Source organism: Lysinibacillus mangiferihumi (assembly GCF_003049665.1).
Taxonomy (GTDB): domain Bacteria; phylum Bacillota; class Bacilli; order Bacillales_A; family Planococcaceae; genus Lysinibacillus; species Lysinibacillus mangiferihumi.
Map to the genome: position 1 here is coordinate 64,701 of NZ_PYWM01000008.1, position 23,932 is coordinate 88,632.

At 36.0% G+C, this 23,932-nt stretch carries 26 protein-coding genes and 1 pseudogene; 19 read left to right on the forward strand and 8 right to left on the reverse strand.

All coding sequences use genetic code 11. The features are described 5' to 3' along the window. Nucleotides 1-254: 254 nt before the first annotated feature. Entirely contained in the window at nt 255-758 is a 504-nt protein-coding gene (locus tag C9J37_RS09790) for a DinB family protein (RefSeq protein ID WP_107895177.1), read from the reverse strand. Between the two features lie 149 nt (nt 759-907). After that, nucleotides 908-1,075 (reverse strand): hypothetical protein, encoded by a 168-nt coding sequence (locus C9J37_RS28230; protein ID WP_167397286.1) that lies wholly within the window; start codon nt 1,073-1,075, stop codon nt 908-910. A 174-nt stretch (nt 1,076-1,249) separates the two neighbouring features. Between C9J37_RS28230 and C9J37_RS09795 the strand changes: the two are divergent. The 8 genes and pseudogenes from C9J37_RS09795 to C9J37_RS09830 all read left to right on the forward strand — a co-directional run bounded on the left by C9J37_RS09795 (nt 1,250) and on the right by C9J37_RS09830 (nt 9,373). Beyond that, nucleotides 1,250-1,749 (forward strand): annotated as a pseudogene (locus tag C9J37_RS09795) (GNAT family N-acetyltransferase). A gap of 57 nt (nt 1,750-1,806) precedes the next feature. After that, complete coding sequence (locus C9J37_RS09800) at nt 1,807-2,268, forward strand: NUDIX hydrolase (protein WP_107895178.1); 462 nt, start codon at nt 1,807-1,809, stop codon at nt 2,266-2,268. Nucleotides 2,269-2,523: 255 nt separating this feature from the next. Then, a complete protein-coding gene (locus tag C9J37_RS09805; RefSeq protein WP_107895179.1) occupies nt 2,524-3,513 on the forward strand; it encodes an EAL domain-containing protein in 990 nt (329 codons plus the stop codon). Between the two features lie 230 nt (nt 3,514-3,743). Then, a complete protein-coding gene (locus C9J37_RS09810; RefSeq protein ID WP_107895180.1) occupies nt 3,744-5,324 on the forward strand; it encodes a phytoene desaturase family protein in 1,581 nt (526 codons plus the stop codon). Nucleotides 5,325-5,443: 119 nt separating this feature from the next. Continuing rightward, nucleotides 5,444-6,190, forward strand: a complete 747-nt coding sequence (locus C9J37_RS09815; protein ID WP_107895181.1) for a carotenoid biosynthesis protein — start codon at nt 5,444-5,446, stop codon at nt 6,188-6,190. Further along, a complete protein-coding gene (locus C9J37_RS09820; protein ID WP_167397287.1) occupies nt 6,183-6,833 on the forward strand; it encodes a lysophospholipid acyltransferase family protein in 651 nt (216 codons plus the stop codon). Before C9J37_RS09815 ends, C9J37_RS09820 begins: the two co-directional genes overlap by 8 nt. A gap of 114 nt (nt 6,834-6,947) precedes the next feature. After that, complete coding sequence (locus C9J37_RS09825) at nt 6,948-7,943, forward strand: glycosyltransferase family 2 protein (RefSeq protein ID WP_167397288.1); 996 nt, start codon at nt 6,948-6,950, stop codon at nt 7,941-7,943. Beyond that, entirely contained in the window at nt 7,940-9,373 is a 1,434-nt protein-coding gene (locus C9J37_RS09830; RefSeq protein ID WP_107895184.1) for a phytoene desaturase family protein, read from the forward strand. The genes C9J37_RS09825 and C9J37_RS09830 overlap by 4 nt, the downstream gene beginning before the upstream one ends. A gap of 138 nt (nt 9,374-9,511) precedes the next feature. On the opposite strand, the gene C9J37_RS09835 is transcribed toward C9J37_RS09830, so the two are convergent. Then, a complete protein-coding gene (locus tag C9J37_RS09835) occupies nt 9,512-10,582 on the reverse strand; it encodes a branched-chain amino acid aminotransferase (RefSeq protein WP_107895185.1) in 1,071 nt (356 codons plus the stop codon). Nucleotides 10,583-10,970: 388 nt separating this feature from the next. On the opposite strand from C9J37_RS09835, the gene C9J37_RS09840 reads away from it, so the two are divergent. Continuing rightward, the gene (locus C9J37_RS09840; RefSeq protein WP_107895186.1) at nt 10,971-11,834 is read left to right on the forward strand and encodes an AraC family transcriptional regulator; all 864 of its coding nucleotides are present in this window, start codon (nt 10,971-10,973) and stop codon (nt 11,832-11,834) included. Nucleotides 11,835-11,966: 132 nt separating this feature from the next. On the opposite strand, the gene C9J37_RS09845 is transcribed toward C9J37_RS09840, so the two are convergent. Continuing rightward, nucleotides 11,967-12,230, reverse strand: a complete 264-nt coding sequence (locus tag C9J37_RS09845) for a Parvovirus coat protein VP1-like protein (protein WP_080653284.1) — start codon at nt 12,228-12,230, stop codon at nt 11,967-11,969. Between the two features lie 108 nt (nt 12,231-12,338). Next, nucleotides 12,339-13,097 carry an MBL fold metallo-hydrolase gene (locus C9J37_RS09850; protein WP_107895187.1) on the reverse strand — a complete coding sequence of 253 codons (759 nt, stop codon included), beginning with the start codon at nt 13,095-13,097 and terminating at the stop codon, nt 12,339-12,341. A gap of 184 nt (nt 13,098-13,281) precedes the next feature. On the opposite strand from C9J37_RS09850, the gene C9J37_RS09855 reads away from it, so the two are divergent. The 3 genes from C9J37_RS09855 (at nt 13,282) to C9J37_RS09865 (ending at nt 16,493) form a co-directional block, all read left to right on the forward strand. Further along, nucleotides 13,282-14,328 (forward strand): DUF418 domain-containing protein, encoded by a 1,047-nt coding sequence (locus C9J37_RS09855; RefSeq protein WP_107895188.1) that lies wholly within the window; start codon nt 13,282-13,284, stop codon nt 14,326-14,328. Between the two features lie 155 nt (nt 14,329-14,483). Then, nucleotides 14,484-15,212 (forward strand): hypothetical protein, encoded by a 729-nt coding sequence (locus C9J37_RS09860; protein WP_107895189.1) that lies wholly within the window; start codon nt 14,484-14,486, stop codon nt 15,210-15,212. A 24-nt stretch (nt 15,213-15,236) separates the two neighbouring features. Beyond that, entirely contained in the window at nt 15,237-16,493 is a 1,257-nt protein-coding gene (locus tag C9J37_RS09865; protein ID WP_107895190.1) for a glutathionylspermidine synthase family protein, read from the forward strand. Between the two features lie 67 nt (nt 16,494-16,560). Here the strand turns inward: C9J37_RS09865 and C9J37_RS09870 are convergent, their stop codons facing one another. Then, complete coding sequence (locus tag C9J37_RS09870; protein ID WP_107895191.1) at nt 16,561-17,034, reverse strand: YbaK/EbsC family protein; 474 nt, start codon at nt 17,032-17,034, stop codon at nt 16,561-16,563. Between the two features lie 163 nt (nt 17,035-17,197). Here C9J37_RS09870 and C9J37_RS28750 point away from each other — a divergent pair, with 163 nt between their 5' ends. The 5 genes from C9J37_RS28750 to C9J37_RS09895 all read left to right on the forward strand — a co-directional run bounded on the left by C9J37_RS28750 (nt 17,198) and on the right by C9J37_RS09895 (nt 19,716). Then, nucleotides 17,198-17,638 (forward strand): hypothetical protein, encoded by a 441-nt coding sequence (locus C9J37_RS28750; protein WP_201262151.1) that lies wholly within the window; start codon nt 17,198-17,200, stop codon nt 17,636-17,638. Nucleotides 17,639-17,670: 32 nt separating this feature from the next. After that, nucleotides 17,671-17,850, forward strand: a complete 180-nt coding sequence (locus C9J37_RS09880; RefSeq protein ID WP_024361441.1) for a hypothetical protein — start codon at nt 17,671-17,673, stop codon at nt 17,848-17,850. Beyond that, the gene (locus C9J37_RS09885) at nt 17,847-18,089 is read left to right on the forward strand and encodes a hypothetical protein (RefSeq protein ID WP_107895192.1); all 243 of its coding nucleotides are present in this window, start codon (nt 17,847-17,849) and stop codon (nt 18,087-18,089) included. Before C9J37_RS09880 ends, C9J37_RS09885 begins: the two co-directional genes overlap by 4 nt. Before the next feature lie 354 nt (nt 18,090-18,443). Beyond that, on the forward strand, nt 18,444-18,893 hold the full coding sequence (locus tag C9J37_RS09890) for a hypothetical protein (protein WP_107895193.1): 450 nt from the start codon (nt 18,444-18,446) through the stop codon (nt 18,891-18,893). A gap of 82 nt (nt 18,894-18,975) precedes the next feature. Then, the gene (locus C9J37_RS09895; protein WP_235617074.1) at nt 18,976-19,716 is read left to right on the forward strand and encodes an alpha/beta hydrolase; all 741 of its coding nucleotides are present in this window, start codon (nt 18,976-18,978) and stop codon (nt 19,714-19,716) included. A 65-nt stretch (nt 19,717-19,781) separates the two neighbouring features. On the opposite strand, the gene C9J37_RS09900 is transcribed toward C9J37_RS09895, so the two are convergent. Then, a complete protein-coding gene (locus C9J37_RS09900; RefSeq protein ID WP_107895194.1) occupies nt 19,782-20,660 on the reverse strand; it encodes a DMT family transporter in 879 nt (292 codons plus the stop codon). 466 nt (nt 20,661-21,126) lie between these two features. Here C9J37_RS09900 and C9J37_RS09910 point away from each other — a divergent pair, with 466 nt between their 5' ends. Both C9J37_RS09910 and C9J37_RS09915 read left to right on the forward strand, forming a co-directional pair. Then, complete coding sequence (locus C9J37_RS09910; RefSeq protein WP_327440775.1) at nt 21,127-21,426, forward strand: hypothetical protein; 300 nt, start codon at nt 21,127-21,129, stop codon at nt 21,424-21,426. Nucleotides 21,427-21,451: 25 nt separating this feature from the next. Beyond that, nucleotides 21,452-21,787, forward strand: coding sequence for an ASCH domain-containing protein (locus C9J37_RS09915; protein WP_235617075.1), 336 nt, complete (start codon nt 21,452-21,454; stop codon nt 21,785-21,787). Between the two features lie 419 nt (nt 21,788-22,206). Here the strand turns inward: C9J37_RS09915 and C9J37_RS09920 are convergent, their stop codons facing one another. Further along, nucleotides 22,207-23,886, reverse strand: a complete 1,680-nt coding sequence (locus tag C9J37_RS09920; RefSeq protein WP_107895196.1) for a methyl-accepting chemotaxis protein — start codon at nt 23,884-23,886, stop codon at nt 22,207-22,209. Between the last annotated feature and the right edge of the window lie 46 nt (nt 23,887-23,932).

Below are 23,932 nucleotides of genomic sequence, written 5' to 3' on the forward strand. Positions count from 1 at the left end.
CTAAATTAATACATAACAATGATCCAAGAGTGATGGTGGGGGGAAATGCCATAATCTTGACAAAAGGCGAATTATACTAGACAACACTACTAAAAAACTCCTTGGGCTGGACAAATCCTTCATTTTGTTAAAAGCAAAAATCCTAGTAGAAGTTTGCAAATTAGCATGTACTTTCGATAAGTCCCTGTCGTAGAAAAAAAGTGTTAGAATTGCCGGCAGTCAACCTAACACTTTTTCATTATTTTTAAATTGCGCTACATGTGTGGGGCATCCATACCAAAGTTTGCCCATTCCTCTTTTGAAGGGCCATAGATACCTGGAACGGTTAATCCTGCCTGTCGCATAAGAACGCTCATTTGCCCACGGTGGTGGCTCTGATGTTGCATTAAAAACAATAATAGTGACCCATTCGGTATTTCTTGGCCTAGAAATTGTATATATTCCGTCATGGTCTTGTCATTCCATTGCGTTTTTAATGCCTGGACAAATGCACTGCTAGCTTGGTGATAATGGTCTGCTATATATTGAGCCGAGGTAGGGACAGGAACATCTACTGTTGGAGCTTCGAACGTTAAGTTTGTATTGGATGTAATAATATGAATAGCAGTTACAGTATGCCAAGCAATGCGTCCTAAAGTCCAATTTTCTGATGTGATGGCTTGCGTAAGTGATTGATCTGTCAACGTATTGAGGTAATTTTGTGTGGCACTCGCTTCAAATGCCCAAGATTGTATAAAATGGTCTACAGTTTGGAACATTAAAATCCTCCTAAAATATAGTTTTTTTGTATACATATACAATTATATATTCACTTGAATAAATAACATAATCTTTTCCTAAATAATAAAAAACCAGCTCCCATTGATGATTTGAGCTGGTTTTTTTATGTTTTAATGTGTAAAAGATATTATTCTTTTGATGTGTCTTCTGTTTTATTGTCATCTTCCATATGTTCTTTGTGTGTAGAAGGTGCTTCCGTATCATTGGGCTCTGTTTTATCTTTTGACGTACTACATCCAAATAATAGCCCTGTTGCAAGAATTACTGTAAATGTACCGATAAATAATTTTTTCATCCATTCACCTCATAATGAAATTTATACTTTTATTCTTGCCCTATTTTTTTACTTCATACATCGTTGCTTTATAAAAAGATTACCGAGATTCGATTGTGTATGGATATATATGTTAAAATATTTTTGGTGTTAAAAGGTAAGCGAAAATCTTAAATCAATTTAAAGGAGTCTCTAATGCATCAATTAAATCTAGTGAAATTTGATAGTGTCGATGTTGATGATTATTTTAGCCTCGTGTCAAATAAACAGGTAATGGCGATGATTACTGAACGTGCCATTTCATTTGAAGAAGCAGCAGTTAACTTTAAAAAACTAGTCAACCGGAATAAAACTTTTCAACATTTTGGCACATACAAAGTAATTGATATGAAAACAAAAGAATTTTTAAGTTCAGGAAATATTATATTGAATGAAAAAATCATGCCGAAGCTGAAATCGGCTATATGTTGTTACCACAATATTGGGGAAAAGAATACGGAGGATCTATAGCGAAAGCGATGGTACAGCAAGCAAGGTTATCAAAACTAAAAAGATTAACAGCTATTATTGACCCAAGCAATATTCCATCACGAAAAATATTAATAAATTTAGGTTTTGAATCGCAAAAGCTATGTGAAATAGATGGTTTACCAGGAGAAATATTATTCAAAGCTTTAGAAACAGAAAACTGCTAAAGAAAGAAGCTGTTTTTTAAAGTGAGCTTTACGAAAAAGGGCATTGAGGAGGACAAAATGAGCTACATACAATCAATTCGCAAACTAATTGGAAATGAAATGCTAATGACTATCGGTTGTGGCATTATTCTTGAGAAAGACAATCAAATATTACTACAGCATCGAACAGATCAAAATGTTTGGGGTATACCAGGTGGTGTAATGGAACCTGGAGAGACATTTCTTGAAACCGCAGTGCGTGAAACTTATGAGGAGACAGGACTAAAAGCCGAACAATTAGAGCTGTTTGGTATTTATTCTGGACAAGAAGGTTTTGCAACATATTCGAATGGAGACAAAGTGTTTAGCGTCCAAATTATTTTCCATTCAAGTTGTTTCACAGGCCAATTACTTCAGCGTACTGAAGAAAGTCATGAACATCGATTCTTTTCCCGACATAATCTTCCTCATTTAAACACCCATCAAGCACGATTTATTCACGATTGGGTAAATAAGGTGAATTTTCCAATAGTTAAATAAGGAGTTTCTGTTAAAAGGCTGCCAAACAATTTATTGTAGCCATCTTAAATCCTTCTAAGCTAAGTGTATGGCGTAGAAAACCGCAAGAACTAGTAATAATGCGTAGTGATTAATTGATAATGAAAATCCATAATTGTATAATTTAACGAAAATAAGAGGAGAGTCGTTATTTTGTTCGTTCATTCATTAGACTAATCGAGTTCGACAGGGAAGAATAAAAATTCGTCATTTCGTTACTATACTGGGGGAATAAATATGCCTTGTAAAAGCTGCTTAGTTTTAGAGTTACAGTTTGACATACAGTTAAAGGGACATCGAAATCTATCACTAATGGAAAAGGTAGTTCATCATTTTAAAAGAAGAGGCTTTTTGCTTTCAGTGAAGGATGATTACTTCATAATTCAAGAGTCAGGCGTTAGGGAATTTGTTGATTTTTGCCATGATTATATGGATTTAGCGCAAGTTTATTTTCGTTTTGACAATAGTACGTGGCAACCTATTACAGAAGTCGAGCCGATTTTAGAGATGAAGTGGATTGATGAAGTAATCAGGAAGAAATCTGTTATTAGCTACTCTCAACCGATTGTCGATGCAAATGAAGAAATTTATGCTTATGAAATATTATCTAGGTTTCCGAGAGAGGATGGTTCTCTCATCTATCCTAATGAAATTTTTACTGCAGCGAGAAGTCGAGGACGGTTATATGCTCTAGATCGCATATGTAGAATGGCGGCAGTGAGCTATTCAGCAGTATTGAAGAAAAAGACGTTTATAAACTTTATTCCCACGTCTATTTATTCCCCAGAGTTTTGTTTACAAACAACGGTACAATTAGCAAATCAATTAGGCATTGATCCGAATCAATTTGTTTTTGAAGTAGTCGAATCAGACAAAGTCGATGACATTGAGCATTTAAAATCAATTCTCAATTACTATAAGCAAAAGGGCTTTCAATATGCCTTGGATGATGTTGGTGAAGGGTACAACACGCTGGAAATGCTTGCAGACTTAAAGCCTCAATATATGAAATTGGACATCAAATATGTTCAAGGTGTTAGCGGAAATAGTGAAAAGCAAGCAGTAGCCAAGCAGTTTTTAGCGAAGGCCTTTGAAGTGAATGCGATTTCGTTAGCAGAAGGTATTGAGAGCAGAGCGGATTTTGAATGGTTAAAGGAAAATGGCTATCAACTTTTTCAAGGTTACCTCTTTGGAAAACCGAGCATGCATCCTCAACGGAAACTGTAAAATCATAAACAATAATATCTTGAATGAAGCTTGTGTTGTACAAGCTTTTGTTCAGGATATTTTTTTTGCATTTTTTAGCTTCTTTATTATTTGCAAATTTTTGTACAGCAGTTGTATACTTGTTGTAGAATTCTTGTATAATATAAAACTGGATTACTTATACAAGAACATGACTATTTAAAACAACTTTGCAAATACTAGCTAACTTAAGGATATAGGGAGGTTTTATGATGAAAAAGAACAAAGAAATCATTATTGTCGGAGCTGGCCCGGGTGGGTTAGCATCAGCGATGTTGCTAACTGCAAAGGGTTTCAATGTAAAAGTATTTGAGAAAAAGAATTATATTGGTGGGAGAACGAGCGAAATACAGCTAGGCGAATACAAGTTTGATATGGGTCCTACATTTTTAAATATGCTATATATTGTAGAAGAGATTTTTGAACTTACTGGAAGAAATATTCATGATTACATAGAGCTAATTGACTTGAATCCTATGTATGAGCTTATTTTTAGTGATAAAAAAATTAAAATGACACGTGACAGAAACGAAATGATTCGCCAAATGAATGAGCTTTTCCCGGGAAATGAAGGAAGCTATGAGCGATATATGAAGGAAACAAATCGCAAATTAGAAAAGTTAGCCCCTGTTTTACAAACGAGTATGAATCGCTTTACAGATTTACTTCAACCAAAGGTTTTAAAAGCATTAGGAGAGCTAGAAGTCGGTAAATCTTTAATTGATACATTATCGCGTTATTATAAACAAGAAGAATTACAGCTTGCGTTTACTTTCCAAGCGAAATATCTTGGTATGTCTCCTTGGGAAAGTCCAGGTGCCTTTTCGATCCTCTCTTATATTGAGCATGCCTATGGCGTTTATCATGTTAAAGGTGGCTTGAACAAGTTAACACAAGCGATGGCTAAAGTTGTACGTGAAAATAATGGAGAAATTTTTACAGGCACTGGTGTATCAAAGTTATGGTTAGATGGACGTAAAGTAAGAGGTGTTATTTTAGAAAATGGTGAAAAAGTTGCGGCTGATGATGTCATTATTAACGGAGACTTTGCTCATGCCATGACGAATCTAGTAGAACCAGGTGTACTAAAAAAATATTCGAAGGAAAAGTTAGACAAGAAAAAATACTCTTGTTCAACATTTATGTTATATCTAGGTGTCAATAAAACATTTGATTTGCCACACCATACAATTTGGTTTGCTGAGGACTATCGTCAAAATGTGGAAGATATTACAAATGCCAAAATATTATCAGATGACCCTTCCATTTATATCCAAAATGCTGTTGTGACTGATCCAACAGTTGCACCACAAGGGAAATCAACGCTCTATATTCTTGCACCTGTACCGAATAACTTTAGTAATATCGAATGGGAGAAATGTGAAAAAGACTATCGTGATATGTTAATAGGAATGCTTGAACAGAAACTTGGGGTTGACAATCTTGCGCAATATATTGAAGAAGAAAAAATGATTTCACCAAGAGGTTGGGAAGAGGAAATGGATGTTTATAAAGGGGCGACCTTTAATCTAGGACATCAGTTAACACAAATGCTAACATTCCGTCCTCATAATAAATTTGAAGAGTTAGATCATTGCTGGCTAGTAGGAGGAGGTACGCATCCAGGAAGTGGATTACCTATTATTTTAGAGTCGGCACGTATTACGGCAAATGGTATTTTAAGAAAAGAGAAGATGACTGAATTTGCTGTCAAGCCATTACCAAAAGTAGAACTCTTTGACCCTAAAATGCCAAAAGGGCATGGTAACGGCATTGATGCGGTACAAATTTAATGATAAATCTAGTAATCTAGCGTTTTCCTTTCATCGCACCGGAGCAATGTCTAAGGATTAAGTTCATAAGGTTAGTATGAATCTTTTTAAAAATACAAAAAGGTGGGTAGCACAACTTTATGAGATGGCAACATTATATTTTTTATTTTTTTCTTATTTGGTATAGCTTCGGTGTGATATTAGTAGGGTTTAATCTATTGCCAACATGGCTTGAATGGGCAAACAGTGTGTTTATTATCACAGCGGGTGTGCTTGGGGTTATTTATTTTGTTAGGGGATTTGGCGCAATTTATGGTGTGAGTATTAGTACACTCATTTTTATCACAACATTTATTGTCGAATATTTAGGATCTACTCATGCCATACTTTTTGGTTCTTATCATTATACGCAATATTTCGCACCTAATCTTTTTGGCGTGCCTATTGCAATTGGTTTCGCTTGGATTATGGTGATTGCCACTTCCCATGCGATAGTGCATATTGTTCGTCTACCAAATAGGTGGATTCGATCTATCATTGCGAGTCTATTAGCAGTGGTGTTTGATTTAGTGCTTGATCCTGTTTCCTTTAAAGTCAAAGAATATTGGGTATGGGAACAGAGCGGGTATTATTATGACATTCCATTGACGAATTTTCTTGGCTGGTTTTTAACTGCTTTGGTTTTACATATCGTCATAGGGCTCTATGGCAACTTGTTAAACCCAGATAAGCAGTGGCAACGACGTATGGTTCTTTTATATAGCTTAATGATTTGTATGTTTGCATTTATCGCCCTGTTAAACAAACTCTATTTAGCAGCAATCATTCCAGTAATCGTTTTAGCCATCCTACTTGTAACTATGAAGCGAGATGAACATTATGTTTGAAGCAAAAAAAAGTAAAGTTGCTGCTTGGATGTTTCACCTCGTGCAACAAAGGTTATTAAATCGCTATTTTCATAAAATTTGGCTTGCTATAGAGGAGCCCTTGCCAAAAAATGCCCTTTTTATTGCCAATCATAGTAGCTGGTGGGATGGACTTATATTTTTTCAACTGGAAAAGCGACAGAAAGTACCACCAATTTATATGATGACGCATGAAGATGGCATAAAACAAGTACCGATTTTTAAATGGATCGGTGCTTTTTCTGTCAATTCTCAAAGTACAAAGCATGTGGTGCAATCGCTCCGTTATGCACAAAAGTTATTATATGAAGAAAAAAGTGTTGCCTTGTTTCCACAAGGGGCAGAGGTTCATTTAGAAGCACGACCATTACAATTTCAAAAGGGGGCCGCTTTTTTAGCGGGAAAATCTCCTCGAATTCCTGTTATTCCAGTTACGATATACTATTCTTTTCGCCATATGATAAAAGGGGAAGTATGGATTTCTATTGGAGGTCCCATCGAGACAGAAGGAAGAAACAATGAAATTCTTACACAGCATTTTGAGGAAATCATGACAGCCCAATTGAATTCGTTGAAGCAAGATGTAGTTACAAATCATTATGAAAAATATATCAATATATTATGAGGTGTGAATTTGATTATTTTAATGAGCATCTTACTAGGTTTTTGCATATGGACGATTTTAAATCTCACTTTCTTACCTAACTTAAAAAGCCACTTCACCTTGCATGAGTATCCCTTGATTTCAGTATTAGTGCCGATGAGAAATGAAGCAAGAAATGTGCAAAATTGCATTGCAATGCTGAAAAATATTCGCTATGAAAATATAGAAATAATAATTTATGAAGATCAATCGACTGATAGCACCTATTCATTATTACTTCAAGAAATTGGGGATGATACTAGATTTCAAGTTATTCGTGGCGAACCATTAAAGGAAGGCTGGATTGGAAAAGTACACGCCTGTTATCAGCTCCGTCAACATGCACATGGTCGTTTCTTAGCTTTTATCGATGCAGATGTGACACTACATCAACATACGCTTACTTATGCAATAGCAAGAGCTAAACAATACAATGCGTCACTAGTTACAGGGTTTCCTAAATTCCATTATACAAATTGGCTTGATAAAATGCTTATTCCAATGATGCATTTTATTGTCTATTTCCATTTACCAATAGCGCTTGCAAACTTTACGAAAATTCCTGCTACCACGGCTGCAAATGGCGCATTTATGTTTTTTGAAACGACAAGTTATGACCAAGTAGGCGGACATGAGGCAGTAAAAAGCTCTTTAGTAGAAGATATACATATTGCACAAATACTGAAGCGGAATGGCCATCGTGTATTACTGACCAATGTTACGGATTGTGTGCATTGTCATATGTATGAAACGAGTAAAGAGACATGGGAAGGTTTTTCTAAAAATATTTTTGTAGGAATTGGTCGATCAATCCCAATGGCGCTTGGCTTAACATTATTTTATTCGCTATTGTATATCGTGCCATTTATCTTTGGTGTGTATGGTGTGACGACATGGCAACCACTTTTCATACTTCCTTTTATTATCACAGTTATACACAGAATGATTTGTGATATCGCAAGTAAAACACCAATCGTTTATAGTTTGGGTATTTCGGGGTCTGTTGTGGCGTTGTTATGTATTTTATGGCGTTCAGTTGTGTTATCGAAAACAGGGGCATCTTATACTTGGAAAGGCAGGTCTTATAAATGAAGGTTAGTATTATTGGTGGTGGGTTAGGCGGGCTTGCCTGTGCCACTTCACTTGCACATAAAGGATACGATGTGCATTTATTTGAGAAAAATAGTACGCTGGGCGGTAAAATGCGTCCAGTTACGTTAGGTGACTACTATTTTGATTTTGGACCGAATACGATAACGATGCCTTATGTCTTTAATCAAGTAATTGAACAAACAGGTGTTGATGCAGCCCCTTATTTTCGCTTTGTGGAGGTACAACCACATATGAAAAATGTAGGAGTAAATGGCGAAACATTTTATTTGTCAAATGATCGAGCGTTTATGATTCGTCAGTTACAGCATTTAGATCCACATGGGGCAAAAAATTATCCAGCCTTTATTACAGAAATATCTCGACTATACTTTTTAGCAAGACAGCATTTTTTAAATAAAGCTTTTCTATCAAAAAAGGATTTTATATCACCGAAACTAGCCAACGCGCTTTTAGCAGTTCGACCCTTTGAAACATTGGAAAAGTTTTTGCAACGTTATTTTACGAATCCTTTTGTTTTGCAATGTTTTATGCGGTATGCAACGTATATTGGGTCGTCTCCGTATAAGACACCTGCCACATTTGCAATGATTGCTTATTTAGAACTTGTGGAAGGCGTTTATTATGTACCTGGTGGGACAGCTTCAATTGCCAAAGGTTTTGAAAGGCGTGCAAGAGAGCTTGGGGTGAAAATTTATACGAACAGTGAAGTAACAAATATTGATATAGACAATGGTGTAGCAAAAAGTATTGAACTCAAACAGGGTGAGAAAATTTTTAGTGACTTATTGGTAGTCAATGCAGATGTTTTACAGGCAATGCCAACGTTAGACAGTAGCTTTCTCGCAAAAAAGAGGCAGATTACGCCATCGTCCTCGGTTTTCGTTATTCTAGCAGGCTTAAATAAAAAGATAGCATCTTTGGAACATCATAATGTCTTTTTCTCACCAAACTATTTTAACGAGTTTGAGCAACTATTTGAGCAAAAGGTTTATGCAGATGAGCCGACAATTTACATTTGCAATTCATCTAAAACAGATGTGACTCGTTCTCCTAAAGGCGATAATTTGCTTATTTTAGTGAATGCACCCGCTGGGCAAACACCACCTGACCAATATGATGAAAAAATAATGAAACAACTTGAGCGATATAGCATTTATATAAAAGACGCCATTGTACAAAAGCAAATTATTACGCCACAAACGATTGAACAAGATTTCAATAGCTATAAGGGTGCTTTATATGGGTATGCATCCAATAGTTTTCGCAGTGCTTTTTTTCGTCATCCCAATAAGAGTTCGATTGCATCAAACTTATACTTTGTAGGTGGCAGTACGCATCCAGGAGGGGGATCACCTCTTGTGACATTAGGTGGCATGCATGTAGCCGATGCAATTGTCAATCAACATTAGCGACAGTGGCTATTAGTAAAAATATTTTAGTAGCGGAGGAGAAAAGCTTCTTCCAAAGTGGATAACAGCAAAAAAAGTGTTAGATTGATTGTAGTCAATCTAACACTTTTGCATTTTCTAGCTATTTTTTATTTGTTTCTATAATTTAATTGTCCAACCGAATGAATCTTCAAGCGTGCCATTTTGGATGCCTGTTAATGTATCGTAAAGCATTTGTGAAATTTCACCAATTTCACCGTTATTAATTAGAATTTTTTCGTCGCGCCATTTCAACTCTCCGACAGGTGAAATAACTGCTGCCGTGCCCGTACCAAATGCTTCTTCCAATGTGCCGTTATGATAGGCTTCAACCACTTCATTAATTGAAATGCGACGTTCTTCGACTGGGATGTTTTTTGCTTTTAATACGTGCAGCATCGAATCACGCGTAATACCTGGTAAGATGCTTCCGTTTAATGCTGGCGTAATGACAGTACCATTTATTTTGAAGAAAATATTCATGCTCCCTACTTCTTCAATATAACGGTGTTCCTTGCCGTCAAGCCATAATGTTTGAGAGTAGCCTTCCTTGTGCGCAATTTCTTGTCCTTTCAGGGCACTTGCATAGTTACCAGCGGTTTTTGCTTCGCCAGTTCCCCCCACAACAGCTCGTACAAAGTGCTGTTCCACCATAATTTTGACTGGATTAATGCCTTCTTTGTAGTAAGAACCCGACGGTGACATAATAATAATAAATTGATAACTATTCGAAGGGTGTACGCCCAAGTGAGGCTCGGTTGCAATAATAAATGGACGGATATAAAGAGATGTTCCTGGTGCGGTTGGAACCCATTCACGATCCAATGTTACTAATTGCTTTAACGCCTCTAACGCAAGTTCTTCATCAATTGCTGGAATGACGATACGCTCATTTGAATGATTTAAACGGTTGAAATTACGGTCTGGACGGAATAATAGCACGCCGTTATCTACTGTTGCATAAGCTTTTAAGCCTTCAAATACAGCTTGTCCATAATGGAAGACCATTGCTGATGGATCGATAGAAAGTGGCTGATACGGGATAATGCGTGGATCATGCCATCCCATTCCTTCTGTATAATCGACTATAAACATGTGATCTGTAAAAAATTGTCCGAACCCTAATTGGTCTACTGCAGGTTTTTCTTTTGGTTGTGTTGTTAATTCTTTTTTAATTTCTAACATCGTCATATCCTCCGCGTCTTATGTCATTAGGTGATTTATCTATAATACTTAATAATACTGTTTATTTTAAATTAATGAAATACTAAGAATCTACTAATAATTAATAAAATTACTGAAATATTTATTTAATTCAACAAATTCCAACATTACATAGATAAAGAAATGTTTTTTCATAAGGTGAGCACCATGTGCTTTAGTTGTTACGTCCAAGATAGGCATAATTAGAGTCTTCAACTTTCAAATGCTAACTATGTATGTAATTAGCACGTCGAAACGATTATGATTGAAGTAAAGGTTTGGAAATTAAAGTGGGGGGTACCTGTCCAAAGATAGCATAAAAAGACAGGATGAAATTAATTGAATACGATAATCTTGAAGTAAGGAGTGAGGGCATTTGAGTTGGATTGAGTCGATTCAAAAGGCAATAAATTATATAGAAGAGCATTTACATGAAAGCATTACGATGGAACAAATAGCACAAGAAGTAAATGCCTCTGTTTTTCATTTTCAACGGACATTTTCTATTTTAACAGATATGTCTATCGCAGATTATATTAGACGAAGAAGATTAACGTTGGCTGCCCAAGAGTTAATCAATACAGATAGTAAAGTAATCGACATCGCCTACAAATATGGCTACGACTCTCCTGAAGCTTTTACCAAAGCATTTCGAAAGCAGCATAACGTAACGCCAAGTGAAGTACGTAAACAGCAAGGACCATTACAATCATACAATCGCCTGATAATCCAGGTGACTTTGAAGGGAGCAGAACCAATGAAATATAACATTGTAGAGAAAGAGAAGTTTCAAGTCGTGGGTGTCAAAAGAACGTATAATTGCCAAACAGGTGAGAATTTACAAGGCATACCTCAATTTTGGAATGAACTAAATGGGCAAGGTATGGACGAGCAATTATTTACATTAAACAACGGGCAAATCAAAGGGGTACTTGGTGTATGTGTACCAGATGAAAACTATAAGGATAACAGTTTAATAGACTATTGGATTGCAACAAATCACGTAGGAGAAGTACCTGAAAATATGTTAGCAATGGAAGTACCGGCATCCAAATGGGTTGTATTTGAAGTGCGAGGCCCGATGCCAGATGCGATGCAAAATGCTTGGAAGAAAATTTTCTCGGAATGGTTCCCATCCAATCCATATGAACCTGCTGGAACAGCTGAATTAGAGGTTTATACGGATGAAGACCCTACAAGTGAAAATTTATATTCGGAAATTTGGATACCGATTAAGTAGTAAGGCGGTGTCAGGCACGCAAACAATTCTCAAACAATTTGTAACATCATAAAAGTAGTAAAGCCAAGAATGTAATTTATTCTTGGCTTTTTGACTTGCTTGTCGAGCAGATTCACCGAAACGAATTGTGTTCTAAAAGAAGTTATGGCGCAAATGAAATACTTTATAGAACAATTTAGCGTCCCTGCTCATTTTGCTGTTGGTGTTCATTTGTGGCAATAAACATTTTTGAAACCTATCATCACAGTATTTTGTTCTACCATATTTGGCATAACATTCGTCATGCTTCTTACAGCAGGAATCAACTGCATTTGTTGGTGCGCCTGGGCCTGAACATCCTGGTCCACAATATCTATAGCCTGGATAACAAAATCCTATTTTTCTATTCCTATTCACAGTGATAACCTCTTTTCAAAAAAGTTTTCATACTATAAATTATGTAGCGTTCACATTTGAAAAGGGATGAAAAACTAGTGATAACTCAAAAAGAATGGATGAAGTAATTTAAAGAGACAAAATATCACCATCATTCGGCACTGATACTGCATGTGCTAGTCGTTTCTCGTCTAGAAAATTAGTTAGCTGCGCTCGGCTTAATTTGCAATGATTGATGGTTTCAAGATGTACAACCACAAGCTTTGTGTTTGGGGATAAGCGAGCGATACGTGCAACATCTTCACGCATCATTGTTATTACAGTTCCCCATATCATCTGTGCCTCTGATGCATTTAAAATGGCGATATCCGGCTGCAACTCTCGGAAAGCTTTGTCTATAGCTGGTGTCAAAATACAATCACTGACGATATAAATGGAACCATCTTCCGTCGTATTTAAGAAAAAACTAGAAACAGGTCCTAGTAATTTGCCAGTAATACCAGGTGCATGTCGTCCTGCTAGTCGTTTCAAGTGAATTCCTTCCCATTCATAACAATCATCGATAGCTATTACCCTTTTAAAACCCGCAGACCGTATTGCTGTGGCATCTTGTGGCTGACAAAAGACAGGAATCTGTTTGTTCAGAATAGCCATCGCTCTTTTATCCCAGTGGTCAAAGTGACGATGCGTTAATAAGATGGCATCCATATCTTCAAAAATGTTTAGTGGAACAGGTAATGGAGTTAATGGATTTCTACGATAATTTCGGGTAAATGGCACGGGTGCAAGTTTACTGACATCACTTAACATTGGATCAATTAGTATGCGTTTTTCGTTGATAAATAAAATCGACGTTGCGTGTCGAATATGTTGGAGGCGAATGGTCATATGAACTCCTTCAAGTGATTTATTTTTTACATACTCTATCATATTAGAATTTGTTTATATTAATTAGTAGAAGGTGGAGAACAGTTAAGGTTTTTGTAAGCTAATTAAAAAACTGCTGTAAGGTTGCGTAGTTATACTTGCGAAGGAGCAAAAAATACAGTATTGATGAAAGGAGTTATGGAGAATGAATCCAACCGTTACACAAAAGGAAAGGATCGTTTCCTTAGATATTATTCGTGGTTTAGCGTTATTTGGCATATTGTTTATAAATGTGGGGGCTTATCAGTTGGTAGTTGAAGGACAACCATTGCCTGTTTATAGCAAATTCAATAGCATACTAGATACGGTAATTGATATATTTATCGAGAAGAAATTTTATTCGATTTTTTCAGTACTCTTCGGTGTAGGTTATTATATTTTTACTTCACGTGCTGAAGCTCGGGGGGATAAGCCGAGATGGCGCTTTGCAAGAAGATTACTAGCATTATTTCTTATAGGGATTGTCCATTTGATTTTTTTCTGGGGCTCCATCTTATTTGCTTATGCAGTAATCGGTCTTTTTTTGTTGCCATTTTATCATGCAAAAGTTTCTACAATTAGCAAATGGCTATTTAGCTTGATTGCGGTTTATATTGTGAGCATATTGGGCCAAATGTTTATGCCAAATATAAGTTTTTTATCAACAATTTTTGATTTCTTAGGCAATGATATCATGACGATTTTTATTATGTTTTTAACTGGTTTTCTCGTTGCAAAAGCTAATTGGATAGGCAACGTAAGACAACATACCAAGCAAATTCAATGGGTGATTTATGTCACATGTCCATTGTTTGTAGGCTTATCTAGTTGGATTGGGTTTGCCTCTCAAAATCAAGATGCTCATCTTCATTTACTACTTGGCTTAGGTGTAATCCCGACGACCTATTTTTATGTAGCTTGCTTATTGCTTATTTTAGAACATGAGCCGATTGTAAAAATATTAAAGCCTATTGGGCGTGTCGGACAAATGGCTTTTACAAACTACTTAGCGCAGAGCTTTATAGGGCTAGCTATTATAAAGTTAATGGGATTTGAAGTCATGTCGACTTCCCGTATAGTCATAATTGCCATTATGATTTTTGTCATTCAAATCATATTTAGTGTTATATGGTTTAAATTCTTTAAAATGGGTCCGTTAGAAAAAGTGTGGAGATGGATGACTTATGGAAGAAAAGTATCGGTAAAAGCATAAATAGCGAAAAATTAACGTCAGGGCATTATTGCACTGGCGTTTTTTGAAATAACAATCATATACTGTTACTATTGAAAGTATAAATTTGTAAAATCAATGAAACTAAATGACAATTTATCCGTAAAATAGATAACAAGAATAAGGGGAGTATAAATATGACGAAACAATTAAAAAAATATATGGCAGTGACTACAGCGTCGTTTATGGTTATGCAACTAGCAGCATGCGGTAATGCTGAAACGGAGGTAGTGAAGGAGTCTGACCCCGTTAATACGACCGATACGGTTGAAAATAATGCCCAAACGACGAATGAAGATGAATTGCTAAATGTACATAACAGTGAGATGGCTGATGCTTGTGATGAGTGGCAAGAAAGTGATGATGGTTCCTATGAATGTTTAGACGAAAATTCTCCGTATTACGCACAGCATTTCTTTAATGGGTTAATGTATGCTACTGCGGGTGCAATGATTGGCAGTGCCATTTACAAAAGTCGCAATTTAAAAAATGGCACGGAGCGTGACAATCACAGTGGCGGCGCGGCAGGATCGACGACGACTACGAATAAGTCGAATGCTACAAACTCGAAAAATGGCATCACAACGGGAGGTTCTTCTTCGACGTCATCTGGCACCTCAACAAGTGGTTCAAGCTCAAATGTAAATAGTTCTACATCAAATAATACGAATTCGAATGCTTCAACATCTAGTGGTTCAAACACAAATTCGACTAACACGAATTCTTATTCGAGCGGTCAGCGTTCATATTCCAATGGTTCTAGTTCCTCTTCAAGTGGTAGTTCGTATAATAGCTCTTCATCAAACGCTGGGAAATCCGGTTTCGGCTCTGGAGGGGCTTCTAGAGGAGGCTCGTCTTCGTCCTAACCGACTGGAAAAGGAGGAAGCACGATGGAACACGCTACATATAGTAAGCAACGGCTAAAATTCTATTCGCAATTTCCTAATTTCTTTTTTGATTTTGAAGATCTAGAATATGCTTTATACGATGTGATGGAACTGCAAAAAGAGAAGATAGACGAGATTTATTACGCCACAAAGATGCTATGGCAAATCTTTTTAAAAGTTGGAAAACAATTTAAGCATTTAACAGACGAACAGCTTTTTGCTCTTGGCATTCGGTCAGAAATGATGCCTTATATCGAATTGGATTATTTACAGCAACAGTCCATCCTTGCTCGTTTTGATTTTATTTGTACGGAGGAAGGCGATATAAAATGTCTAGAACTGAATGGAGAAACACCATTTCTTGTCCAAGAAACGTTTGAAATGAATGAACAGCTCTGTCAGCATTTCCAACTAGAAAATCCTAATGATGTATCAGCATTGCAAAAAACGCTTTCTGGTGCACTTTTTGCTGCAATGCATTATTTACATGATGTTAAAAAACCTAAAATAGTTATAACAGGAAAAACGGCTGAAGAGGATTTTGAGGAATATTGCCAGGTGAATTTTTTGAAAACTTGTGTCCCGTTTGATGTTGAATATGTACCTATCCAAAAGCTAATTATTTTTTCTAAAGATACGCCTAGCGTAATGAGAGGGCTTTATACACCTTCAATGGAAAAAATCGATATTTTATATCGCCCTGCACATCCAGTGGAGTTTTTAATTGACGATATAGCATCTGATGGTGAAAGAATTGGTCTGCAATTACTAGAACTTGTAAAAGATCGTAAGCTTGCCATTATTAATGCGCCAGCGGCCTATGTTCTTCAGTCCAAAATTTTATTATGGCTAATTTGGGAGCGGAAAAATGATCCACTATTATTTAATGCGGAGGAGCGGTCTGCAATTAATAAGTACATGTTACCAACCTATTTGTCCGCAGAGCCATTTGTAGCAGATGGAGTGCCCTTTGTGAAAAAACCTGTCTATTCTCGTGAAGGCAATACAGTAGAAATTTATGCCGGAGACGGCTCGAAAACAAATGCATCTGCCTACACACATTATGATGATAATTTGTTTATTTACCAGCAGTACGTTGAAATGCCTGCCATCAATATTCAACAGACGGATGGCTTCCATTCTAAGAAATGGCTCATCGGCTCTTTTATCGCTGATAATCGCGCGTGTGGTTTGTCTTGTCGCGTAGGCAATCAAATTACTGAATGGGATTCCCATTGGTTAGCTATAGGCTATAAATAAGGTAAAACCCACTTTGCTTTCCGTCTATGCAGGAGGCTCAGTGGATTTTACTTTCCATTTTAGTTTATTAATCTTTCCAACCTTTACAGACATCAATCCATTGTTGATAAGGTGTATATGCTTCTAGCTCGTGAATGCTAAGTTCAATAGCGGAATTGCTGCTGCCACAGGCAGGAAATACCGTTGCAAAACGTTTAAGCGATTCATCTAAGTAAACGGCAACTCCATCATGAATACCGAATGGGCAAACACCCCCGATATCATGTCCAATACGTTCATTGACTTCTTCCTTGGCAAGCATTTTAGCCTTCGTGCCAAAAATCGCTTTATATTTAGCATTGTCAATTTTGGCATCACCCGCTGCTACAATTAAAATCGCCCCATCATTTACAAGAAATGATAGTGTTTTAGCGATACGCTCGGGTTCACAGCCAAGTGCTTTTGCAGCCATTTCAACGGTTGCTGAGCTTTCACTTAGTTCCTGTATTTTGTGTTGTAAATTCCACTGTGCAAAATGGTCGCGTACTTTTTCAATTGCCATTTAAAACCCTCCTTGCTGTGTTCTTTATCTATTTTAACATAATTTTCAGAATTTAAAGTTATTACGTTGGATGCACAACAAGTTTTGATGTGGAATATTTTGTAACTTTCTTTCTGTTGGCAACGTCCAATTAGGCAAACGTTTGAGTAAGGAAGTGAAGCACTTGAGTTATAGAAGAATTATTTCTTGTGTGGTTATTGTAAGTATGCTAGTTATAGCCATTTTTCCATGCAAAGCAAACGCAACAAGTTGGGCATATCCTTTCGTTGTTTGGGACAATTATATTTATGTGATGAGCGATGAAAATGTAAAAAATATTGATAAAGAAATTGGAGAAGTCACGAAGTATTCCGATATGGAAAAATATGAAGGTAACTTTTCAAATGTATACCCAAAAGGGACGAAATATTATTCAATTGTTGGTATTAATACGGATGATACAATTGCCGTCCAAGTTGGAGACAATCAGTATATCAAAGCCTTTCGAGAAGGACCCTATACTTACAAAAAAAGCTATATACACTATATCTTTAAAGGTTTGGGGATTTTAGCGTTTTTATTTGTCGTATTCTTTATCTATTCTCAAACTCGCAAGAAACTTTAGCAATCCATATGTTGGATAAGGAGGAATCACTAATGAAGTATATTAAAGGCTTATATGGAGCACTTGTACTAATGATGGTCGTTATGTTAATAAGCACAACTATATTGCAAGATCAATATTCGGGGATAGCTATGTTCATTTGTCTAGGATTATTTTTAATTGGCACAGCCTTTTTTATAAATGCCAAACATTTAAAGAATGAAGATTTATGAAAGATTACAATTATACAGATTTGCTGCATGATCTAACGATGGGGAGAGAAATTCATTTCATTTATAAAAAAGAAAATTACTATATAGGTCGTGGAGCTGGTCAGTTTATGTTTTGGAAATTCTATGATTCAGCGAGTGAAATAATTGGCCAAAACGCTGAAGATTTACTTCGAAAGATTAAACTGGATGGTCAATTAATCAAGGAATTGTGGGATTCCATTGAAATTGATGTTTACTAATGTGCGTGCTGACTAGGAATGAAAATTTGATATAAAAGGTTTTGGTGGAAAAAAGTGCAATTAAAAAGTGTGAAGAACAGCAATTGTTAAAGGAGGCGTTCAGTATGAAAAATACGAGATTGAATGTGATTGGTTACAAGGGGATAACGCCTTACTAACAAAGTTATTTAGCGTTTCCCCGAAAAATGAAAGGGGAAAATTAAGATGGAACAAAATGTCCAAATTGTCGAATTAAATGCAGAAAACTGGTATGACTGTTGTAAATTAAAGATATTAGAGTAACAGGTTTGATAGAGTAGTTGAATAAGGAATAGGACCATTCTTTGGTCCTTTTCTTTTATGGAGGTAGGATTTATGGATGGTAATTATAAATGTTGTATCGATATTCGACTGAGCGGTGGAGATATACAATTCGACGTTTCCGATGATACGCAGCTATTTCGTTTTAAATCAGGTATAGGCTTTGTAGCAATTCCGCATTTTTTTATAACGTTATCGGCACTTTATAAAGAAGAAATCAGCGAGGCACAGCTAGATTGTCACGGGAATGCTGATTATTATTTATTTTCAAGTGATGGTCAAAACCTTTTTATTGAACATGTAGGCCATTATCCACAACGTACAGATACATATCAATTTAAGCTAAAGGCTTATATGGAAGCTATTTCTTGCGCATTTTTAAGCTATCTACAGCAACTTGAAAAGGAAGGGATATTACCTTTAAAAGAACAAGAATTTGGTCATCCATTAGGTGATGATGTATTACATGCATTTGATAATTTTTCCGCTGTTCTAAGTAGCTGAGTTCGTGGTAATTTGCGACTATTTATTGGATACTTTATGTGAGAGAACGTCAAAGTATATTTTAGCGAGGGATTCAATTATTATGATGAACATTGTACCACCTAAGCCTTTTTTCTATAAAGGTGGAAAGCAAGCGGTTTTATTATTACATTCTTTTACAAGCAATACGATGGATATGAAAAAACTAGGAAAGTATTTGCAACAGCACAATTATACTTGTTATGCACCTTTGTACAAAGGACATGGTTTACCAGCAGAAGAATTGCTGACATTTGGACCGACTGATTGGTGGGAGGATGTACGACAAGCTTACCAGTTGTTGAAGGATGAAGGGTATGAAAAAATAGCGGTAATCGGCCTTTCTCTTGGTGGAGTGTTTGCCTTAAAAGTAGCTCAAGAATTAGAGGTAAATGGTGTTGTGACAATGTCCGTACCAAGACATAGGGAAGCTTTATTTCTTCAAAAGCGCGCCTTTTATTATGCAAAGGAATACAAACGACTCGAAGGAAAAAACGAGGACCAAATAAATATAGAAATGGCCCTTCTACAAAATTTGCCTAACCATACATTGGTGGAATTTCAACAGTTAATTGATGTAACAATGGATAAGTTGGCATTGATTACAACGCCCATTCGAATAATGTATGGTGCATTGGATGATCCGTTGTATAAAGAAAGTGCCGAAGTTATTTTTCACAACGTTGTGTCGCAGCATAAAATAATAAAAGGGTATCCAAACTCTAAACATTTGATGACATTAGGATTAGATAGGCATGACTTAAACCAGGATATACTTGCTTTTTTACATGATTTAACGTGGTAGTTTCAATCAAGTTAATTCCATCAAAACAGTGGGAAATCAATACTTCCCACTGTGTCTTCCTTCATTTAGTGTTTTATAAATTTCAGTGATTTCGTTTTTATTTCACTAACAAAAGTTGAGGCTAGTAGTAATATACCCCCAAGTATTTGAAGCATTGTCATGTGCTCTTGTAGAATAAAAGCGGAAATCAAGATGGCTACAAAGGGATCAACATAGCTGAGCATGGCAATACTTTGCCCCTTTAATTTCTCCATACCCGAGAAGAATAGCCAAAATCCAATCCCCGTATTAAAAATCCCTAAAATTAAAATAAAAGGAATGGATGAACCAGATACTTTTACGATATCAAAACCGGACGTTAACAAAACGTAAGGCAAGAGAAGTACAGCGGTAGTTCCAAGCTGAATAATAGTCAGTTCCAGTTTTTCTATATCCTGAATGAATTTATTTAATAACAATAATATAGCGTAAAAAGCGGCGGCAATTAATCCATAAAAAAGTCCAAGAAGATCATCAGTTTTTGATGCACTTAGACCTTCACCGACAATACACACTAAACCGGTAATCGCAACCAGAACGCATACAATTTTTTTACAAGACAATGGTTCTTTCAGTACGTATGGAGAAAGAAGCATGACAAACACAGGCGCAAAATAATAGCCAAGTGTTGCATTGGCGATTGTCGTATAGTCGTAGGATTGGTAAAGGAAAATCCAATTTCCCCCCAAGGCAATACTAGAAAACACCAAAATGACAGCATTCGCTTTTACCAACTGCCATGCTATTGTTTTCTTCAAAATAAAAAAGACGATTGTTAAAAACAAGCATCCAATAAAACTGCTTAGCAAAGCTCTTTCGCTCGAAGATAGGTCAATATTTCGTACTACTAAACCAATTGTACCGAAAATGACCATGGATAAAATAAACTGAATGTTTGATTTCATTGTATACTCCTTCGAATCTGCGAAACAGCTTATATCTCGCAGATTCTTAATCTGTTTTGTATATAAGCTTATTCGGAGTATACGGTGGTGGCGGTGATGTTGAAAGTGGCTTCCAAACGCAAATATTTATATCGGATAATGACATGAGAAGTTCCTCCTGTTTCATAAAAAAATTATATTTTACTTATTATACCATTAGGAATCTACGAAAAGTGAAGTGAATTTTTTTGGTGACAAAAGGGGGACTTATTAATGAAATATGCAGAAAGAGAACTTTAGAGGAAATGATTCTTATTGGGAAGTCACATAGTCACGGTATGAATGGTTGTTAGAAATTGTAGCTCATATTTATCATCATTGGGGGAAATTACATGCTATGCTATGTACATAGTTATGGCATAGATTTGAAAGTGTCATTATTTGAATAGTAGGTGAGTAAATATATTGGGAAACCTTTCCAAATTGGGTGTGGATTATTTATTACACATTTATATTAGCAACATTGGGTGCTTCAATATTAAGTATTATCCGAAAGAAGAACATTGTTTTATCGATTATTTCAGCAGTACTGACAATCACTATTCCGCTTATTAGTATTATAAATAGTATTGGGAGAGAGAAAGGCGTGGATGAATTTGAACATTTAATTGCCCACTTACAACAAGGATCACCTTGGTCAATTTATGCAGTTACGGGATTCTTTTATTTAGTTGTTTGGTGGGCTATCTTTCTAATCAAAAGAAAAAAGAAGGAAGTCTCTTATTAAACTCGCAGAGGGAGGTGCAGTTCAAGTGTTACATCACATGGGCATATATGATGAATATTTGACATCAATAAAAGAAGGGAAAAAGACAATAGAGGTTCGATTAAATGATGAAAAGAGAAGGAAAATCAAAGTCGGAGACACTATTGAATTTATTAGGATTCCAGAAAAAAATGAAACATTTAGAGTGCAAGTAACAAAGTTGAGAAAATACGTTACTTTTGAAGAGCTGTATAATGATATACCTTTTAAAGAGTTTGATTGTGAAGGTTGGACAATGAAAGAAATGTTAGACAGTACATATGAAATTTACACGCCAGAACAAGAAATAAAATGGGGAACATTAGCGATTACGATAAGATGAGAGGTAACTAAGGTGTGGAGTAAAAGTAAAATCTTCGCCATCTTTTTCTCAGTCATCTTTGGTGGACTGATTGCAGTGGGTTTTTACACTATTAATGATATACAAATCGAAAGCACCTATAAACTTGATGAGCAAAGCATTATTGAAAGAAATGGTTAACACTATTTACTCATAGATAATCGCGAGTTGTCTTTATCGAAGAACTTTTATGAGAGCAGCCGTGGGGTCAATAATGAAACTGGGAATCGCCACTAAAATGGGGGGAATCGCCACTAAGTCCCAAGAAAACGCCACAAAAACCGTGGGAATCGCCACTAAGTCCCAAGAAAACGCCACAAAAATCGTGAGAATCGCCATAGGTTCATACTAAACTAAAAAAGATGTGTACTGTAATGACTTCAGTACACATCTTATCCCCATTAGACTGTAAATTTTTTGGTGATGTTGTTTAATTGTTCAGATTGGTCAGCTAGCATTTGAGCGCTTGCTAATATTTGTTCCATTAGAGTGGCTATTTCTTCAGTCGAAGCAGTTGTTTCTTCTACACCCGCAGCAGATTCTTCTGACACACTTGCGATTGAAGCAACGGACATGTTTAATATTTGCCCTTTATCTACAAAACTTTCAAGTTCATTCGAAATAAAACCAACTTTTGTTGACATGTTTTCAATCAGCTCAGCAATTAAATTGAACGTTTTTGCGGTTTCTTTTATTTGGGATGTTCCGTTTAGGATCGTTTTATAGCCGAATTCTAATGATGATGCAACTTCGGCAGATTCTAGCTGCACATCGTTAACAATACTTGTAATGTCATTAACACTAAATTTTACTTCTTCAGCTAGCTTTCTTACTTCGTCTGCAACTACAGCAAAGCCTTTTCCATGTTCACCTGCTCTTGCAGCTTCGATTGCGGCATTTAGCGCTAATAAATTGGTTTGTTCTGAAATACTCGTAATAACAGAGATGATATCATTAATTTTGGCTGTTTTTTGATCTAATTCTTTCACCTTAGTAACGGATTCTTCCACTAAATCTTCTATATTATGCATATTACTCTCAGATATTGACATCAGTTTATTGCCACTGATCGTAGCTGTTTTTACTTTTTCAGTAAGGGTTCTTACTTGTATCCCTTCTTCATTTGATAATTTAATTTTTTCTATAAAGTCGGAAAGTGTTTCACTGAGATTGGCACAGTTTTGCGCTTGTTCTTGAGAACCTGAAGCTAATGCCTCCATAGTGATCGCAATTTGTAAGCTACCTTCCTTCACTTCATTGGCAGAAGCGGAAAGACCTTTACTTTGCTCTTTTACATTGTCACTTGCGTTAATAATGTTCGTAATAACATTTTTCAAATTACTATTCATTGTATTCGTAGCTTCAATTAATTGGGCTGTTTCGTCTTTTGCCTTCGTGACAAGATTGGTAGATTGTAAGTTTCCGTCCGCAATTTGTAACATACGGTCAACAACCTTTTTAATTGGCGTTGAAATAACTCTCGCTGTTACTATTGCTAAAATAATGGCAACTATAATAATAATAATAGACATCATTAAACTGGCATTTTTAATGCTTGTTCCTGTTTCCATTACATCATTACCTTCGTTAAGAATGATGTTTTTTCTTTTATCAGCGATCTCTTTAAAACCAGTCATCAAGTCCCTACCTAGGGGCTGCACTTTGTTGGCCATAATGGCAAGGGCTTGTTCCTTATTCCCTTTATCAAACTCTACAAACACTTCTTCAGTAATTGTTTTACGCCATTCTATACTTTTATCAATAAGTTGCTTTGCTTCTTCAGAATTTGTTTCTTGAAGAACTTGATCTTGTAATTCTTTACTTTCCTCCGTATATTGAAGAAATGCCTCTTTATAGGAAGGGTCATTATACAATATGTATCCACGTGCTAACGCGATTCGTTCGGCAATATTAAAGGCTAATTCTTCATCAGCGATTAACAATGGTAAATCTTCTTTTATTATAGCGTTGGTATCGTGATTGAATTTCACGACAGACTTGAAGTTATATACGCATAAAGCTGTAATTAATAGGACGATAATTAAAAATACGCCTAATAATTTATGTTTGATGCTTTTCACTAAGGTTTCCTCTTTTCTTGATAAAAAAATCTTTTTAAGAATGTAA